Raw genomic sequence first — 15,170 nt, forward strand, 5'->3', positions numbered from 1 at the left:
TGATTCGCCATTCATTGCATCTTGCAAGGAAATAGAATATGAAAATTCGCAAACCTCTGATTGCACTGTTCGCCATCACTGCCCTGTCGGTCGCGGGAACCGCATACGCGGGCCCCAAGGTGACGGTCACGTTCAAGAATCAGGGTACCGATCCTGCAGTCTATAAAATCATCTCGACGAACGAATCGAGTACGTATGCGAATGCGGCGCCGAAGCCTGAGAAAAACGTCCTGGGAGGCTCGACCGATACCTATACGGTTCAAAGCCTGCTGTCGACTGACGTGAACTATGCCGCGGTGCGCTACAGCATCGGCGCGAAGGAATGTCAGTTTTATACGGCCTATGTGAATACGATCGGCAGCGGCGGCGTCAAGATCCCGAAGTGGAGCAAGACTGCCACGCCGAGCGGCGGCGCGACCTGCACGGCAACCATCACTTCGACGAACATCGCGACCCATGAATGGGCGGTCGAATTCGACATGAAGTAACGATGTCCGGGGTTGATGAAAATCCGTCAACCCCGCTCAGATTGCCACGAGCGCGCAATGCCACGCTCGTGGCATCCATGTCGGGGTCGCTTGCCCAAGTCGTCGGGCGCGTATTCCAATGAAGAGGGTTCCATGACGATCTCCATCTCCAGCTCCACCAGCAGCACGCCGCTGTACACGCAGCAAACTCAGGCTCAACCCGCTTCAAGCCAGGACAAATCGTCAGTCGGCACTACGACCAAGGCAAGTTCCGTTTCCGTCTCGTGGCTCGCTCAGCAGTTGAGTGATGCGGAATCACGCGCTCAAACACGCAATAGCACACTCGGCCGAAAAGAACTGGGCGCAAGGGCCGAAACCATCGTTGATCAAATCGCCGGCGAGTCCTGGGCAGCGAACCGGGCCAAGCACGATGCCGAGCTTCCGAAATCGGACGACCCGCAAGCTTTGGCGCTGGCCAAGCAAGCAACGGATTTTTCCCATGGCATCGGCACCAATCCGTTCAAGGGCATGTCTCGCGAGCAGCTGGACGCCATTGCCTACGACGATAGCGGCTCATTTACCGTCAACGAGCGTCAAGCGGCCTGGCACGAAGCCTACGATCAGGAACAGGCATGGCGCGTCCGGGTCATTGCGGAAGGCGATCTCGAATATCAGAGAACCGGGAAGCAGAACGACTTCTTTTCTGAAGTGCTCAAGCACTACAAGGGCTTGCCGGCGATCGAGCAAGCGCAATACCCCGACGACTACGCGTCGAAATTGCAGCACTGGATCTCGCTCGACTTCAACTTCCACACGAACCAGGCTGAAGGCAGCGGGACTTCCCACAAGAGCGTGGTCGAGACGCTGCTCGCGCAAGGCCCGCATGCCCGGAATGGCGCGAAGATCGCTGCGTCGGCAACCCAGGGCACACCGGCTGCCCACTGACTAGCGCTTCGCGGCGAACACCACGCAGGGCGTCGGCCGAAGCCGCGATCATCGAAAGGCGACGCGCCAGTGCGTCGCCTGCCGCCCGCGCCCGCTCGGCGCGGGACGCCATCCACGCCAGCCCCCGCCCGTCGCCCCGCCCCCGCCCCCGCCCAAACATCGATCGCCGAATCGCGCAAAATGCGTCGACGGCGCACCGAATTGCCGCGCCCCGCCGAATCGTTTTCACATTTCTTACATTCGCGTTGCGTATGTTGACGGCTTTTCAACGGTGACCACCATGCGACGACTCTCCCTGCGCGCCGTGACCGCGCCCCTGGTCTCGCTGGCGGCGATCGCGGCCCTCGCGACGCTGCCGGCATGCTCGAATCACATCGATACGCCCGCCGACCCGGCGAGCGCCGCGATCAACGTGCAGGCCGCGTGGGTCGAGATCGGCGACGCGAACCAGCCGATCGCGCGCGTCGTCACGAACTTCACGCCGGCATCCGCCGGCGACCCGCTGTGCCCGCAACTCGTCGTCGACGGCAACGTGTCGCGCATGACGCTGCGCGCGGGCGCGGCCACCATGCCGCAACGCCCGACCGCGAGCGATCCGGCGGATTCGAAGCCGTCGAGCTTCCCGGTCTCGGTCTGCGAAACGACGCTGCCGGCCGGCGCGCAAAGCGCGAGCGTCGCCGGCCGCGCATTGCCGCTGCCGAAGGCGCAGCCGCAGCGCATCGCGATCATCGCCGACACGGGCTGCCGGATGAAGAAGGCCGACAACGCATGGCAGGCGTGCAACGATTCGACGGTCTGGCCGTTCGACACGATCGCCGCGAGCGTCGCGAAGCTGTCGCCGGATCTCGTGCTGCACGTCGGCGACTATCACTACCGCGAAAACGCGTGCCCGCCCGACATCGCCGGCTGCAAGAGCAGCCCGTGGGGCTACGGCTGGGATACGTGGCAGGCCGACCTGTTCCGCCCGGCCGCGCCGCTCTTCGCGCAGGCGCCGTGGGTCGTCGTGCGCGGCAACCACGAGGAATGCGCGCGCGCCGGCCAGGGCTGGTTCCGCTTCCTCGATCCGCGCCCGTACAGCGATGCGCGTTCGTGCAACGATCCGGCCAACGACGGCAACGCGAACTATTCGGAACCCTATGCGGTGTCGCTCGGCAGCGGCACGCAGGTGATCGTGTTCGATACCGCGAAGGTCGGGCGCAATGCGCTGAAGACGACCGACACGCAATTCCAGATCTACCAGAAGCAGTTCCAGACGGTGGCCGCGCTCGCGTCGAAGGCCGGCATGTCGACGACGATCTTCACGAACCATCATCCGATCCTCGCGTTCGCGCCGATCGCGGGCAGCACGCCCGCGCCGGGCAACCTCGCGCTGCAGTCGGTGATGTCGAGCCTGAACGCGCAGGCGTACTACCCGCCCGGCGTACACGTCGCGCTGCACGGGCACGTGCACGACTTCCAGGCGATCAACTTCGCGTCCGGCCACCCGGCGACGATCGTGTCGGGCAACGGCGGCGACAACCTCGACGTCGCGCTGCCCGACCCGTTCCCGGCCGGCCTGACGCCCGCGCCCGGCGTCGTCATCGACAAGCTGTCGCACAACAACAGCTTCGGCTTCCTGATCATGGAGCGCCGCCCCGCCCCGGCGACGGGCTGGGTGTTCCATGCGTACTCGGCCGCCGGCAAGCTGCTCGCGTCGTGCACGCAGGCCGGCACGACGCTCGCCTGCGACAAGACGGGGTTCATCGCGCCGTGACGAAAGGTCCTGCACGCAGCGGCCAAACGGCCCGCTCGGCCCTCACGGCCCTGCTCGCGGCCGCGACGCTCGCCGCCGCCGCCGCGCCCCTTGCCTGCCGCGCCGCACCGTCCGACACCGTGCTCCTGCCCGGCGCCCCGCCCGCGCGCGTCGTCGGCACGATCGGCAACGGCACGCCGCAGGTCGCGGCCAGGATCGACGCGGCCGCCGCGCGCTTCGCGCCCGACCCGACGCTCGTCGCGCTCGGCCGCCGCATCTTCTTCGACTCGCGCCTGTCGGAGCCGCGCGGCATGTCGTGCGCCGGCTGCCACGATCCCGGCCGCGCGTTCGCGCCGACGCTGTCCGCAGCCGCGCTCGCGGGCCCGGGCGTGCCGCAGGGCAGCCGCCCGGGGCGCTTCAGCCAGCGCAACGCGCCGTCGCTGCTCTATGTGCGCTACGTGCCGCGCCGCCACTTCTACCAGGACGACGACGCGCCCGCGCCGTCGCCGTTCGGCGGCCTGTTCAGCGACGGCCGCGCGGACACGCTCGCCGAGCAGATCCGCGGGCCGCTGCTCGATCCGAACGAGATGAACAACCGGTCGCCGGCCGCGCTGCTGCGCAAGATCGACGCGACCGAGCTCGCGCCCGCGCTCGCCGCGCGCTTCGGCGACGGCGTGCGGCGCGATCCGGAGCGCATGGTGCGCGCGCTCGGCGCGGCGGTCCAGGCGTATCTGCAGAGCGACGAGATGGCGCCGTTCACGTCCCGCTTCGACGCGTACCTGCGCAACCGCACGCCGCTCGCTCCGCAGGAGATGCGCGGCCTCGCGCTGTTCAGGAATCCGGACAAGGGCAACTGCATGAGCTGCCATACGCTGTCCGACACGTCGAGCCGGCCGGAGCGCTCGCTGTTCACCGATTTCGGCTACGACGCGATCGGCGTGCCGCGCAACCGCGCGCTGCCGGCCAACCGCGACCCGCGCCACTTCGACAACGGCCTGTGCGACACCGCGCGCCGGCTGCGCTGGCCGGAGCCGGACCAATGGTGCGGCTACCTGCGCACGCCGGGCCTGCGCAACGTCGCGGTGAAGCAGACCTTCATGCACAACGGCGTGTTCACGTCGCTGCGCGACGCGGTGGCGTTCTACAACACCCGCTCGACCGATCCGAAGCACTGGTATCACGGCGCCGCGACCTTCGACGACGTGCCGCCCGCGTACCGCGGCAACATCAACGTCAACTCGACGCCGATGAACCGCCGCCCCGGCACGCCGCCCGCGCTGACCGAAGCGGAAATCGACGATCTCGTCGCGTTCCTCGGCACGCTGACCGACGCGCGCTATGCGGCTGCCGGCGCGCCGCCCCAGGCCGCCGCCCGCGCGCCGGCGCGCTGACGTCGGCAAACCATCGGAACGTCAGCGCTGCGCTGCGGCAGCCGCCGCGGCGGATGCCCTGATCCGCATGACGGTTTGACGCGAGGTGCCGAACCTGCGGGCGATCTCGCTGATCGACAGGCCCTTGTCGAGCGCGCGCATCACGCGTTCCCGATCTTGATGCGAAAGCGACGCCGGCCGGCCGGTGCGCCGTCCGCTGTCCTGCGCGGATTTCAACCCGTCCCTGCTGCGCTGGCTTCTCGTCACGATTTCCATCCGGACGATCGCCTTCAGCGTTCTGACCGCCTGCGGTTCCGAACGGCCGGCCAGGTCCACGTTGCCGAGCTCGACGCATCGAACCGAAATTCTTTCGCTGCGGCAATGCATCAGGGTCGACAGCACGTCCCGCGCGCTGCATCCGAGCGCGGCGAGTTCGAGCACCACCAGCAGGTCGCCGGGCGCGGCGCGTCTCAACAGGCCCTTGAGTTCGGGCCGCTCCGCCGCGGCGACATGCGACGACACATGATCGGTTGCGATGCGATTGAGCACGATGGTGTAGCCGGCCTTGTCGAACGCAATCAGCTCCTGCTCCGGAACATGGCCATCGGCCGCACTGTTGATGTAGAAGTAGGTTCGCTGCAAAGCCAGCTCCGAAGGATGCAACGCTGTCGGCCGATCGATGGTTCGCTACCTTGCTCTATGACGCTCCGGCATCGCCCGTGATGGCCCGCACGATCATGTCGATCGAGGCCGGCTTCACGACGACGGCGTGAAACTCCCTCCAGTCGCAGCGCTCCAGCGTCTGCGGAATCATGCCGACGATGCGGGTGCCCGGGTACGTCCTGAGCGTGTCGGCGGCGAGCACCCGCGCCCGGCGCGGATCTCGCTCGATGTCGACGATCACCGCCGCGACGGGCCCGTGCGCGACCGTCTCCTCGAGGCGATGCTTCGGGAGCACGGTCGTGCTGAATCCTCGCAAGCGCAACAACAGTGCAATCGATTCCCCGACGTGCTGGTTGCCCCGGAGAATCACGATGCTCTTGCCCGCGTGCCGCGGCGCGTCGTCGACGATCGCCGCGCTGCGCAATACGGCTTCGCTGCTCAGCCAGAGCAGGCGAGCCGCCTGGTAGGATTCCAGCGCCGTCTGCCGCGCAGTTTCGTCCGCGAACGGATTGGCGAAAAGCGCCTGCAAGCGTGCCTCGGCGGCCTCGAACCGTCGGGCAGCTTCGTCGAATTGCGCCTTCGCATCCTTGTCGCGATTGTCGATGCTATTCGTCATTTCTCGCTGGGCTCCCGTCGCTCGGTACGGGTCGGAACGGACATCCGGGCCTGGGTGACGCATGCCGCGCCGCGTCCCGCGGCATGCCATCCAGTTGCAGTATGCGCTGCCTGCGCGATTCGCGCGCGCTGCCGCCGCTTCGGCGGCCGCACTCCGCCTCCTAGCCGCGCAGCCGCGAGAACACGGATTGCAGGTTTTCGAGCGTCACGGGTTTCTTCAGGTGCGCATCGAAGCCCGCCTGCTGGGCCAGCCTGACGTCGGCTTCCTGGCCGAAGCCGCTGAGCGCGATGCAGATCACCGATTTCATGGCCGGCGCTTCGCGCAGCTTCCCGACGAATGCCAGCCCGTCCATGCCCGGCATGCCGATATCGGACAGCACGATGTCCGGCACATTGCCGTCGAGCATCGACAGCGCCTCTTCGCCGCTGGTCGCCGTCCGAACGATCGCGCCTTCGCTTTCCAGCAGGAGCTTGAAGGTCTCGACCGTCTCCGTATCGTCGTCGACCATCAGGATATGCAAGCCATGCAACGATTCGGCGAGAATCCCGCCGACCGCATTCGCATCGGCGTGCGCGCGATGCGTCGGCAGCGTGACCGTGAACGTCGCGCCGCGGCCGGCGCCCTCGGACTCCGCCTGCACCGTGCCGCCATGGAGATTCACCAGCTCCCGGACCAGCGCGAGGCCGATGCCGAGGCCGGCGCGGCGTGCGGCCGGGTCGCGGCTCTGGCGGAACATGTCGAAGATGTGCGGCAACAGCACCGGCTCGATGCCGCTGCCGGTATCGGCCACGCGCAGCACGGCCTCCGCATGCCCGTTGACCTGCAGCGACACGTCCACCTTGCCGTGGCTCGTAAACTTCAGCGCATTGCTGATCAGGTTCCAGACGACCTGTTCGATGCGCGTGAGGTCCGCGAGGATGATGACGGGCGACTCGGTCATCGCGACCTCGAGCGCGAGGCCGCGCTGGTTCGATTCGTCCTGCACGGCGCTGGCGACGCGCCGCACGATCTCGCGCATGTCGACGGGCGTGCGCACCACGGACAGCTTGCCGGTCCGCACGCGCGACACATCGAGCAGATCGTCGATGATCTGCGCCTGGCCGATCACCGTGCGCCGGATCGTCTCGGTCGCGCGCGAGATGTTCAGGCTTTGCCGCGCCTCGGGCGAACGCGCAATCAGCTCCGCGCTCGCCGAAATGAGGTTGAGCGGGTTCTTCAGCTCGTGGGAGACGACGGCGAGGAATTCGTCGCGACGCCGCTCGGCATCCTGCTCGCCGGTGATGCGAAGCGGTTCGACCTGTACGTCGCGGCCGACGTTGGCGACCTGGGTGGATTCCCCGAGATCGCGGGCGATTTTTGCAAACCCGCTGACGCCCGGTTCGTCGAGACGCGACAACACGCCGCTCGCGAAGAAACGGGTGCCGTCCTTGCGCCGGTGCCAACGCGCCTCTTCGATGCGCCCGTTCGCGCGCGCCTCCGCGAACTCGCGCTCGGCAACGTGACTAGCCCGGTCCTCGTCGGTCGAAAGCACCTCGGCGGACTGCCCGATCATTTCCGCTGCGGCGTACCCGAAGATCCGTTCCGCGCCCGCATTCCAGCTCGTAATGATGCCGTCGTCGTCGAACGTGATGATCGCGTAGTCCTTGGTGCCCTCGGTCACGATCCGCATGCACCGCTCGCCTTCGCGCAGCCGTTCTTCCGCCAGGCGCCGGTCCGTGATGTCGATGAAGGACAGCACCGCGCCGTCGATGCGGTCTTCCGTCGTCCGGTAAGGCACGAAGCGCGCGAGATACCAGCGCCCGTCGTTGCTCTTCAGTTCGCGCTCGATCAGGCGCAGCGAATCGAATGCCTCGGCCGCATCGTCGGCGAGCTTGTCGTATTCGAGCCGATGCGTGATGTCGAGCAGCGACCGGCCGATGTCGGACGGAATGATGCTGAACACGTCCGTCGCGCGCGGCGTGTAGCGCTTGATGCAGATATTGCGATCGACGAAGATCGTGCCGATGTCGTTCGCGGCGATCAGGTTCTGCAGGTCGTCGTTGATCTTGCCGGTTTCCTCGACCTTCGACTTCAGCTCGGCGTTGACGGTGGTCAGCTCCTCGTTGATCGACTGCAGTTCCTCCTTGCTGGTCTCGAGCTCTTCCGTCGCCGAACGCAGCTCCTCGTTGATGGCCTGCAGCTCCTCGTTGGAGGCCTTCAGCTCTTCCGTCGACGTTTCCGATTGCTCGATCGTGGATTGCAACTGCTCCTTGGTGCGCTGCAGCTCGCGCTCGAGCTGGGTGATGATCGGGTCCTTCTGCGCGTCGGCCGTCGCCGTCTCCGCACTGCTCATGCTGTCTTCGACTTCATCGAACAGCACCAGCACGAAATCCGCATTGGCTTCGGAGTCGTGCACCGGGCGCGCCGTCATGTTGACGAAATACGACCGCGCGTCGCGCTCGATCCTCACGCGCCGCGCTTCCACGCTGCGGTTCGTGTGCAGCGCCTGGTAGATCGCGGTGCGCAGTTCGAGCCGCAGTTCGGGGCGCACCGCCGCGATGATGTTGTGCGACGGCTCGCCGCCCGAATACTGCAGGAAGCGCCCCGCGCGATCGGACAGGTGGACGATTTCGGAGTCGCGGTTCACGAGCACGCTCGGCGGCGCGTATTGCTCGACGAGGCGCTGGTGCAGGTCGCCGAACGAGAAGCGGCGGCGCCCCGGCAGCTGCACCGTCGCGACGACCGGCCGCGCGCTCATCATTCCGGTGATCGCGACAGGCATCGGCGTGTCGCCGCGCACCGCCACGTTCGCGCGATAGATGCGGTTGCGCTTGTCGATCACGCTGAACATCGAGCTGACGCTGTCGGCCGACTCCGAACTGCCGAGGAACAGCACGCCGCCCGGACGCAGCGCGAAGTGGAACATCTTCAGGATCTCGATCTGGGCCTCGCGGTCCAGATAGATCAGCAGATTGCGGCAGCAGATCAGGTCGAGCCGCGAGAACGGCGGGTCGCTCAGCACGTTGTGGTGCGCGAACAGCATGTGCTCGCGCAGCTCTTTCTTGATGCGATAGTGCGCGGCGTCCTTCGAAAAGAACTGGCGCACGCGGCCCGCCGTCACGTCGGCGAGAATCGAATCGGGATAGAGGCCGGCACGCGCGAAGGAGATCGCCCGCTCGTCGATGTCGGTCGCGAAGACCTGGAACGAAATGCCCTCGGACGACTTCAGCGACCGTTCCTGCAGCAGCATCGCGAGCGAATACGCTTCTTCGCCGGTCGCACAGCCGACGGACCAGACGCGGATGCGGTCCTGCTCGCTGCGCCCCTCGAAAAGCTGCGGCAGGACTTCGCGCTCCAGCACGTCGAACGCTTCCTTGTCGCGGAAGAAGTTCGTGACGCTGATCAGCATGTCCTGCAGCAGCGCCTGGGTTTCGTCCGGGTGCAGATGGAGATAATCGCGATACGCCTGGAGATCGGTGATGCCGTTGACCTGCAGGCGGCGCTCGATCCGGCGCAGCACGGTCGCCCGCTTGTAATGACGGAAATCGTGCGCGGTGCGCGTGCGCAGGATGATCATGATCTCGCGCAACGCACGCTCGGCCGACTCGTTCAGCAAGTCTTCCTGGCGCTCCTCGTTTTCGATGGCGGGCAGGTGAATTTCCTTCGCGGTCAGCCATAGATCCAGCAGCCGTTGCGGCATCTCGGCCGCCGTGAGCACGAAGTCGACCATGCCGGTGGCGATGGCGCTGCGCGGCATGCTGTCGTATTCCGCTTCGGCCGGGTCTTGCGCGAACGTGATGCCGCCCATTTCCTTCACGCGCGACAGCCCGACCGAGCCGTCCGACCCCGCGCCGGACAGCACGATGCCGATCGCGCGTTCGCGGTGGGCTTCCGCGAGCGTGCGGAAGAACAGGTCGATGGCGGACCTGCGTCCCCCTTCTTCGTGGCCGCTGGGTGCGACGCGCAGGTAGTCGTCGACCATCGTCAGTTCGAGCGAGGGCGCGATCAGGTAGACGTGGTCGGGCTGAATCGGCGTGGCGGCCGTCACCTCCAGCACGGGCATGCTGGTGACCTTCTGCAGCAGGGAAGCCAGATTGCTTTCGTGATCGGGCGCCAGGTGCACGACCACGACGAACGCCATCGACGTGTGCGCCGGCAGCGCTTCGAAGAATTCCAGGAGCGCGCTCAACCCGCCGGCCGATGCGCCGATGCCGACGATCGGATAGTCTGCCTGGCTCGGGAGAGTCTGCCCACGTCGTTTCGGCATTGCTGCTTGTCCTGTTCGATGAATAATAGGATGTGTCGCGACCAAGGCCGGAGAGGCTCCTGGCCTGCTTGCGCCAAGATGCGCTTAGACCTCTATTATCCTTCGCCTCGCTTCGACTGCAAGAACTTTGCCGCCTCCCCTTGCCGGTCCCGCGCCGCGTTGTCGCCGCATCGGCCGACCTGCTCGTCGAGTGCGCGGCTCGCCATTTCGCTCTTGTGCAACGAGCACCCGACGGCACGCTGCCGCGCGATCTCGTCAGTCGCCGATGCCAGCGCCCCGCCTGTCGTCAGCTCGATCAGCCGGAGCGCGAGGCCGTCGAGCGACAGCACCTGGTCGGCGTAGCGAGCCGCGTGCAGCGGCATTTCACCGGCGAAAGCTTCGTCGGGATCCTGGACGATGGTCGAGCCCCCGCACGACTGGATCGCCTCGAGACCGGCCGCGCCATCGTCCAGCATGCCCGTCAGGATGACGCCGATGACACGCGCGCCCATCTCGGCGGCCGCGCTGCGAAACAGCGGGTCGATCGCCGGTCGCGCAAAGTTCTCCTTCGCCCCGTTCAGCAAGCGAAAATGCGCGCCTTCGACGATCAGATGCCGATCCGGCGGCGCCACGTAAATGCTGCCGATCCGGTACGTCTGGCCATCCGCGGCATGCTCGGCGCGCAACGGCCCGGAGTCGCACAGCAGCGACGGCAGGCAACTGGCATGGGCGCCGATATGCATGACGATCGCGATGGTCGCCGGCAGGTCGCCGGGAAGCAGGGAGGCAAGAACACGAAGCGCATCGACGCCCCCCGACGACGCGCCTATTGCGATGAAGTCTCGGTGGGTCATTCGGGCTCCAATCCGCGGAACGTCTACGTGCAGCAATACGCGTGCCCGCGGCATGCGCGCATTCGTCGATCGGCCGCCGGGATATGAACGTCCGACCCCGGCGGGATTCGGCCGGCTCGCCGAATCATGTTGCGGTGGATGTATCCGTTTCCATTGCACGCCGTCTGCGGGTTTTGCGCAACCGCACATTGCGCGCGCCATCTCGTCGACATCGGAACGTGATAGCGAGCCCGCGCGCCGCGGCGACACCGATTCATCGGACATTACCTGACCGACATGCAACGCCCCCCTTCCGCCACGACGACGACCGGGCAAGACGCACCGCCCGCCTGCATCCGGCACCTCTGTCCGAAATGCCGACCATACGGACACATTCCCGTCGTGTACTTTTCCGAGGGCCGTGACATATGCTTGGTACGGTCATTTTCCGCTCGAGAAAGTCATCTCACAGGACACCCAAAGATGATCGTCCAAAGGCTGTCGTTCCGCGCTGCCCAGGGCAAGCTGCGAGTCATCTCGGTATGGCGATGCCTCGCAAAAAGCGGAGCAAAGGTCTATCGCTGGAGCATCAGTGTCGATCGCATCAACGGCGTGGAATCGATGACGGTCGACCTTGTCGAATCCGGGCCGCTGTGCACGGCCGACATCGCCGACATGTTCATCGAGGCACCGCTGGAATTGAGCGTCACCCTGTTTCATTTGACCGTGGTCTCGAATCCCGCAACCCATCGACACGAGAAGGAAGATGCACATGAAACGGCGGATTCGTTCCCGGTCGCTCGTCCCCACCCGAAGCTGACGGTAGTCAGGGATATCACGCATCACATCGCGCGTTCCGGGCAGGATTGATCGCACGCGACGCGCAGGCAGTGCACGCGACTCGATGTCGCGAAGGCCGACTCAGTGCCGAGCGGCAACGCCTGCTTATTCCAAATATCGGAGACAACAATGCTGAGCCCCCATGAATTTGCGGCGCTCATGCTGGTCAAGTCATCGCCTGACCAGATCGACATGAGCCGCGACGAACTCGACACCCTGCTCGAGCAACAGCTCGTCGTACTCGAGAGACTCGTTTCCGGCGCACGCCGTGCACGCGTGACGAATGACGGGGAATTGCTGCTGCGGGCGATGACGCGAAAACGCTGACCGTCGCCCGGGCGGCCGGGCCGGTCATGCCCATCATGGGCCGAGGTTCGAATGGCTGCGATGCGGCTCATTCGGCACGCCGCGCAGGCGCAGGTCCACGGAAATTCAATCAATCCAGGAGATCGCTGATCATGCAAGCCCATGAGTTGGTTTCGAGCGCGCAGCGCGCCAATCTCGACGTCGTTTTCGGTCTGGTCGGCAAGATGGTCGATGAAGTCGGGAAGCTGGCGGAACTCAACGCGCGCTTCACGCAATCGACGCTGGAGGACGCGCTGGAAGTCGCGCGGAGCACGGCGGAAAAACCGCAGGACTGGTTCGCGATCCAGCACTCGATCGCCGCGCCGCTGGCCGAGAAGGTTCAGTCCTACAGCCGCGAGTTTTTCTGCATCCTGTCGTCGGCCCAGGCTGAAATGCTGAAGGCCGCCCAGGCCGGAAACGAGTCCTACGTGCGTCGCTTCCAGACGTTCGTCGAAGACGCGACGAAACACGCGCCGGCCGGCTCCGAGGCCGCCGTGGCCGCATGGAACTCGGCGATCGTCGCCGCCAATACGCTCTATCAGACGCTGGAAAAAACCGGGCAGCAGGCGGTCGAAGTCGCGCGAAGCAACATCGACGTGGTCGCCGCGGCGGCGTCGAAGAGCGCCAAGCGCGCCATCGAGCAGGAACAGCAGGCCGCCAAGCGATAGCCATAGCCGGCTTGACGGGCATTACCGCATGCCGTTCACCTGTGAACGGCATGCATCACGAGCGCGATGCCGACGCCCGTCGGAACGATGGCGCGAGCCATTGATAAAAGGCATGAATTACCACAATCCCGCGGCGCAGGAATTGGTACACATCGATGCCATGGTCGCGCGGCTCGAACAGCTCGTTCGAGATGAGAGCCTCGACTGGAAAGGAACGATCGTGACGCAGCCGGACTACTGGCGTGCACGCATCAACGGCATTGCCGATCTTCCGCCGGGGCTGCAGCCGCAAGTCGACACGCTGCTGGCACGGCTCGACGCGATCGAAGCGGCGAACCGGCATCGCTAGCACGCTCGCCTGCCGTCGTTCGAGGCCGTTTCGACTCGCACGGCGCTTCTCCGTTCGTCTGGACCCGAACCGCCCCCCCTATCGTCCCGAATCACCGCCCGCGCATCGGACAGATACGTGCTGCTTGCTGCCGCACGAGATACTGGTTATATTTACAGTACTGTATTTATAAACAGTGAGGTGCGCGATGGAACATCTGGTCCGGATCGTCAACGACACCGATCGCCAAGTGCTGGCCTGGCTGCGTACGCAAGTCGGCGATACGCGCGTGGAGCGCGCGGCGCGGCAGCTCGGGCACACCCGCAAACCCTTTCCGTCGGCCCTGTGCCGGTACCTGGGTGTCAGCGCGCCGGCGACGCTGCGCCACACGGTTCGGCCGCGAGCGGTGCGCGATTTCTCGGTCGGCGATCGCTATTTGTCGCTGATCCGCCAGCACCTCGCCGCCCACACCGCCGGCCGCTGAGCCGGGCTGCCGATCGGGCAGGCGCAACGGCGCGGCTGCTTATACGGCCACCGCGGCGCACACGAGGCGGCCAAGCGTCCCGAAAGCCGCTTCGAGCTGCGCGTCGAACGGTCGCGCGCAGCCGATGCGGATGAAGGCGTCGAAGCGGTCGGTGTTGGAAAAGATCGCGCCGGGCGCGATGCGCACCCCCTGTTCGAGCGCCGCGTTGAACAGCGCCTCCGAACACACGCCGTCCGGCAATGCGACCCACAGCATCAGGCCGCCCGGCGGCTGGTTCAGCCGCGTGCCGGCCGGAAAGTGGCGCGCGATCGCGTCGATCGACTTGAAAGCCGGCCTCGCGGCCGGACCGTCACCGCGCGGCGCGGCGCCGCTCGATCCACTCGAACGCAGCCATCCCCGCCAGCATTGCGACGACGAAGCCGATCCCCTTGAGCGATCCGAAGCCGATCGACACGATCGCGGGCCCCGGACAGAAGCCCGCCAGCCCCCAGCCGGCTCCGAACGCCGCGCTGCCCGCCACCAGACGCACGGTAATCGCACGCGCGGCCGGCAACTGCATCGGCAGGCCGAGCCACGACCGCGTGCGGCGCTTCGCCCATGCGAACGCGAGCACGCCGACGCCCGTCGCGCCGGCCATCACGAACGCAAGCGACGGATCCCAGCTCCCCGCGAGATCGAGAAAGCCGAGGACTTTCTGCGGATTGGCCATGCCCGACACGACGAGCCCGCCACCGAACACCAGCCCCGCGAGGAATGCGAACCATGCCGCCATGTCAGCCTCCCAGCAGGTGCCGCTGCACGAACACGGTCAGGAACCCGACCGCCATGAACGTTGCGGTCGCAACCAGCGAGCGCAGCGACCCGCGCGACAGCCCGCACACGCCGTGGCCGCTCGTGCATCCGCCCGCGTAGCGCGTGCCGATGCCGACCAGCAGGCCGGCCGCGATGACGACGGGCCAGCTCGCGTCGACCTGCGGCGTCGCACCGATTCCGGCCGCGCGCAGCATGAGCGGTGCGACGATCAGCCCCGCGACGAACGCCAGCCGCCAGTCGCGCCCGTCCGCGCGGCGCGCGAGCAAACCGCCGACGATGCCGCTGATCCCGGCCACGCGGCCGTTGAACGCGACGAACCCCGCGGCCGCGAGCCCGATCAGCACGCCGCCCGCGAGCGACAGCCACGGCGTGAAATGAACTGCATCAAGCTGCATTGCGCTTCCCCTTCGCAGACGGCCCGCAGAATTGCTCGTACAGCACCCCCATCACCGCGATCGCGGCCGGGCTGTCGAGCGAGTAATGGATGTTCTTGCCTTCGCGGCGCGTGCGGACCAGCGCGTTGTCCCGCAGCACGCCGAGTTGCTGCGACAGCGTCGGCTGGCGAATGTCGAGCCGCGCTTCGAGATCGCCGACGCAGCGTTCGCCTTGCGACAGCTCGCACAACAGCAACAGCCGGTCGGGATTCGACAGGACCTTCAGCAGCGCGCAGGCCGATTCGGCGGCGGCGCGCATCTGCTCGGGGTCGGGAAACGGAGATGAAGCGTCGGGTTTCATCGAGGGCGTCAACGATTTACGAAACGACATTATATTAATTTATATATCGTTTGTCGCCAAGAAGCCCCTCAGTACGAATTGCCCCCGGCCACTGCGCTTTTTCTCG

The 15,170-nt window shown here is 66.2% G+C and carries 16 protein-coding genes and 1 pseudogene; 9 read left to right on the forward strand and 8 right to left on the reverse strand.

Annotated elements, in window-relative coordinates; all coding sequences use genetic code 11:
- The first annotated feature begins 38 nt into the window (after positions 1-38).
- The 4 genes from HWX31_RS00555 (at position 39) to HWX31_RS00570 (ending at position 4,535) form a co-directional block, all read left to right on the forward strand.
- Positions 39-488 carry a hypothetical protein gene (locus HWX31_RS00555; RefSeq protein WP_174962561.1) on the forward strand — a complete coding sequence of 150 codons (450 nt, stop codon included), beginning with the start codon at positions 39-41 and terminating at the stop codon, positions 486-488.
- A 132-nt stretch (positions 489-620) separates the two neighbouring features.
- Complete coding sequence (locus tag HWX31_RS00560; RefSeq protein ID WP_244143604.1) at positions 621-1,412, forward strand: hypothetical protein; 792 nt, start codon at positions 621-623, stop codon at positions 1,410-1,412.
- A 280-nt stretch (positions 1,413-1,692) separates the two neighbouring features.
- The gene (locus HWX31_RS00565; protein ID WP_174962559.1) at positions 1,693-3,165 is read left to right on the forward strand and encodes a metallophosphoesterase family protein; all 1,473 of its coding nucleotides are present in this window, start codon (positions 1,693-1,695) and stop codon (positions 3,163-3,165) included.
- Positions 3,162-4,535: a cytochrome-c peroxidase gene (locus HWX31_RS00570; protein ID WP_174962556.1), complete on the forward strand. Its 1,374-nt coding sequence runs from the start codon at positions 3,162-3,164 to the stop codon at positions 4,533-4,535. Before HWX31_RS00565 ends, HWX31_RS00570 begins: the two co-directional genes overlap by 4 nt.
- Before the next feature lie 21 nt (positions 4,536-4,556).
- On the opposite strand, the gene HWX31_RS00575 is transcribed toward HWX31_RS00570, so the two are convergent.
- From HWX31_RS00575 to HWX31_RS00590, 4 genes are all read right to left on the reverse strand, one after another.
- Positions 4,557-5,156, reverse strand: a complete 600-nt coding sequence (locus tag HWX31_RS00575; RefSeq protein WP_174962554.1) for a recombinase family protein — start codon at positions 5,154-5,156, stop codon at positions 4,557-4,559.
- A 55-nt stretch (positions 5,157-5,211) separates the two neighbouring features.
- Positions 5,212-5,856, reverse strand: a complete 645-nt coding sequence (locus HWX31_RS00580) for a hypothetical protein (RefSeq protein WP_174962552.1) — start codon at positions 5,854-5,856, stop codon at positions 5,212-5,214.
- Positions 5,857-5,953: 97 nt separating this feature from the next.
- The gene (locus HWX31_RS00585; RefSeq protein ID WP_174962550.1) at positions 5,954-10,039 is read right to left on the reverse strand and encodes a CheR family methyltransferase; all 4,086 of its coding nucleotides are present in this window, start codon (positions 10,037-10,039) and stop codon (positions 5,954-5,956) included.
- Positions 10,040-10,134: 95 nt separating this feature from the next.
- On the reverse strand, positions 10,135-10,872 hold the full coding sequence (locus tag HWX31_RS00590; RefSeq protein WP_174962548.1) for a chemotaxis protein CheB: 738 nt from the start codon (positions 10,870-10,872) through the stop codon (positions 10,135-10,137).
- Positions 10,873-11,334: 462 nt separating this feature from the next.
- On the opposite strand from HWX31_RS00590, the gene HWX31_RS00595 reads away from it, so the two are divergent.
- From HWX31_RS00595 to HWX31_RS00615, 5 genes are all read left to right on the forward strand, one after another.
- The gene (locus tag HWX31_RS00595; RefSeq protein WP_174962546.1) at positions 11,335-11,721 is read left to right on the forward strand and encodes a hypothetical protein; all 387 of its coding nucleotides are present in this window, start codon (positions 11,335-11,337) and stop codon (positions 11,719-11,721) included.
- Positions 11,722-11,820: 99 nt separating this feature from the next.
- Complete coding sequence (locus tag HWX31_RS00600; protein WP_059610966.1) at positions 11,821-12,018, forward strand: hypothetical protein; 198 nt, start codon at positions 11,821-11,823, stop codon at positions 12,016-12,018.
- 131 nt (positions 12,019-12,149) lie between these two features.
- A complete protein-coding gene (locus HWX31_RS00605) occupies positions 12,150-12,704 on the forward strand; it encodes a phasin family protein (protein WP_174962544.1) in 555 nt (184 codons plus the stop codon).
- A gap of 112 nt (positions 12,705-12,816) precedes the next feature.
- Positions 12,817-13,053 carry a hypothetical protein gene (locus HWX31_RS00610; RefSeq protein WP_174962542.1) on the forward strand — a complete coding sequence of 79 codons (237 nt, stop codon included), beginning with the start codon at positions 12,817-12,819 and terminating at the stop codon, positions 13,051-13,053.
- A gap of 187 nt (positions 13,054-13,240) precedes the next feature.
- Entirely contained in the window at positions 13,241-13,516 is a 276-nt protein-coding gene (locus HWX31_RS00615) for a CppA family protein (protein WP_174962540.1), read from the forward strand.
- Between the two features lie 39 nt (positions 13,517-13,555).
- On the opposite strand, the pseudogene HWX31_RS00620 reads toward HWX31_RS00615, so the two are convergent.
- From HWX31_RS00620 to HWX31_RS00635, 4 genes and pseudogenes are all read right to left on the reverse strand, one after another.
- A pseudogene (locus tag HWX31_RS00620) lies at positions 13,556-13,837 on the reverse strand (PLP-dependent aminotransferase family protein); the annotation flags it as partial.
- A 28-nt stretch (positions 13,838-13,865) separates the two neighbouring features.
- Entirely contained in the window at positions 13,866-14,288 is a 423-nt protein-coding gene (locus HWX31_RS00625) for a DUF6691 family protein (protein ID WP_059660371.1), read from the reverse strand.
- A gap of 1 nt (position 14,289) precedes the next feature.
- Entirely contained in the window at positions 14,290-14,724 is a 435-nt protein-coding gene (locus HWX31_RS00630) for a YeeE/YedE family protein (RefSeq protein WP_095400331.1), read from the reverse strand.
- Positions 14,714-15,064 (reverse strand): ArsR/SmtB family transcription factor, encoded by a 351-nt coding sequence (locus HWX31_RS00635; RefSeq protein ID WP_174962538.1) that lies wholly within the window; start codon positions 15,062-15,064, stop codon positions 14,714-14,716. The genes HWX31_RS00630 and HWX31_RS00635 overlap by 11 nt, the downstream gene beginning before the upstream one ends.
- Positions 15,065-15,170: the final 106 nt, after the last annotated feature.

The sequence above is a fragment of the Burkholderia ubonensis genome (assembly GCF_902833085.1).
Taxonomy (GTDB): domain Bacteria; phylum Pseudomonadota; class Gammaproteobacteria; order Burkholderiales; family Burkholderiaceae; genus Burkholderia; species Burkholderia ubonensis.

What these genes read in the sequence shown, in the direction of transcription:
- HWX31_RS00595 (WP_174962546.1), top strand. Translation starts at nt 11,335, where the DNA reads ATGATCGTCCAAAGGCTGTCGTTCCGCGCTGCCCAGGGCAAGCTGCGA.
- HWX31_RS00615 (WP_174962540.1), top strand. Translation starts at nt 13,241, where the DNA reads ATGGAACATCTGGTCCGGATCGTCAACGACACCGATCGCCAAGTGCTG.
- HWX31_RS00630 (WP_095400331.1), bottom strand. Translation starts at nt 14,724, where the DNA reads ATGCAGCTTGATGCAGTTCATTTCACGCCGTGGCTGTCGCTCGCGGGC.
- HWX31_RS00580 (WP_174962552.1), bottom strand. Translation starts at nt 5,856, where the DNA reads ATGCGTCACCCAGGCCCGGATGTCCGTTCCGACCCGTACCGAGCGACG.
- HWX31_RS00585 (WP_174962550.1), bottom strand. Translation starts at nt 10,039, where the DNA reads ATGCCGAAACGACGTGGGCAGACTCTCCCGAGCCAGGCAGACTATCCG.
- HWX31_RS00560 (WP_244143604.1), top strand. Translation starts at nt 621, where the DNA reads ATGACGATCTCCATCTCCAGCTCCACCAGCAGCACGCCGCTGTACACG.
- HWX31_RS00600 (WP_059610966.1), top strand. Translation starts at nt 11,821, where the DNA reads ATGCTGAGCCCCCATGAATTTGCGGCGCTCATGCTGGTCAAGTCATCG.
- HWX31_RS00590 (WP_174962548.1), bottom strand. Translation starts at nt 10,872, where the DNA reads ATGACCCACCGAGACTTCATCGCAATAGGCGCGTCGTCGGGGGGCGTC.
- HWX31_RS00605 (WP_174962544.1), top strand. Translation starts at nt 12,150, where the DNA reads ATGCAAGCCCATGAGTTGGTTTCGAGCGCGCAGCGCGCCAATCTCGAC.
- HWX31_RS00565 (WP_174962559.1), top strand. Translation starts at nt 1,693, where the DNA reads ATGCGACGACTCTCCCTGCGCGCCGTGACCGCGCCCCTGGTCTCGCTG.
- HWX31_RS00625 (WP_059660371.1), bottom strand. Translation starts at nt 14,288, where the DNA reads ATGGCGGCATGGTTCGCATTCCTCGCGGGGCTGGTGTTCGGTGGCGGG.
- HWX31_RS00555 (WP_174962561.1), top strand. Translation starts at nt 39, where the DNA reads ATGAAAATTCGCAAACCTCTGATTGCACTGTTCGCCATCACTGCCCTG.
- HWX31_RS00635 (WP_174962538.1), bottom strand. Translation starts at nt 15,064, where the DNA reads ATGAAACCCGACGCTTCATCTCCGTTTCCCGACCCCGAGCAGATGCGC.
- HWX31_RS00610 (WP_174962542.1), top strand. Translation starts at nt 12,817, where the DNA reads ATGAATTACCACAATCCCGCGGCGCAGGAATTGGTACACATCGATGCC.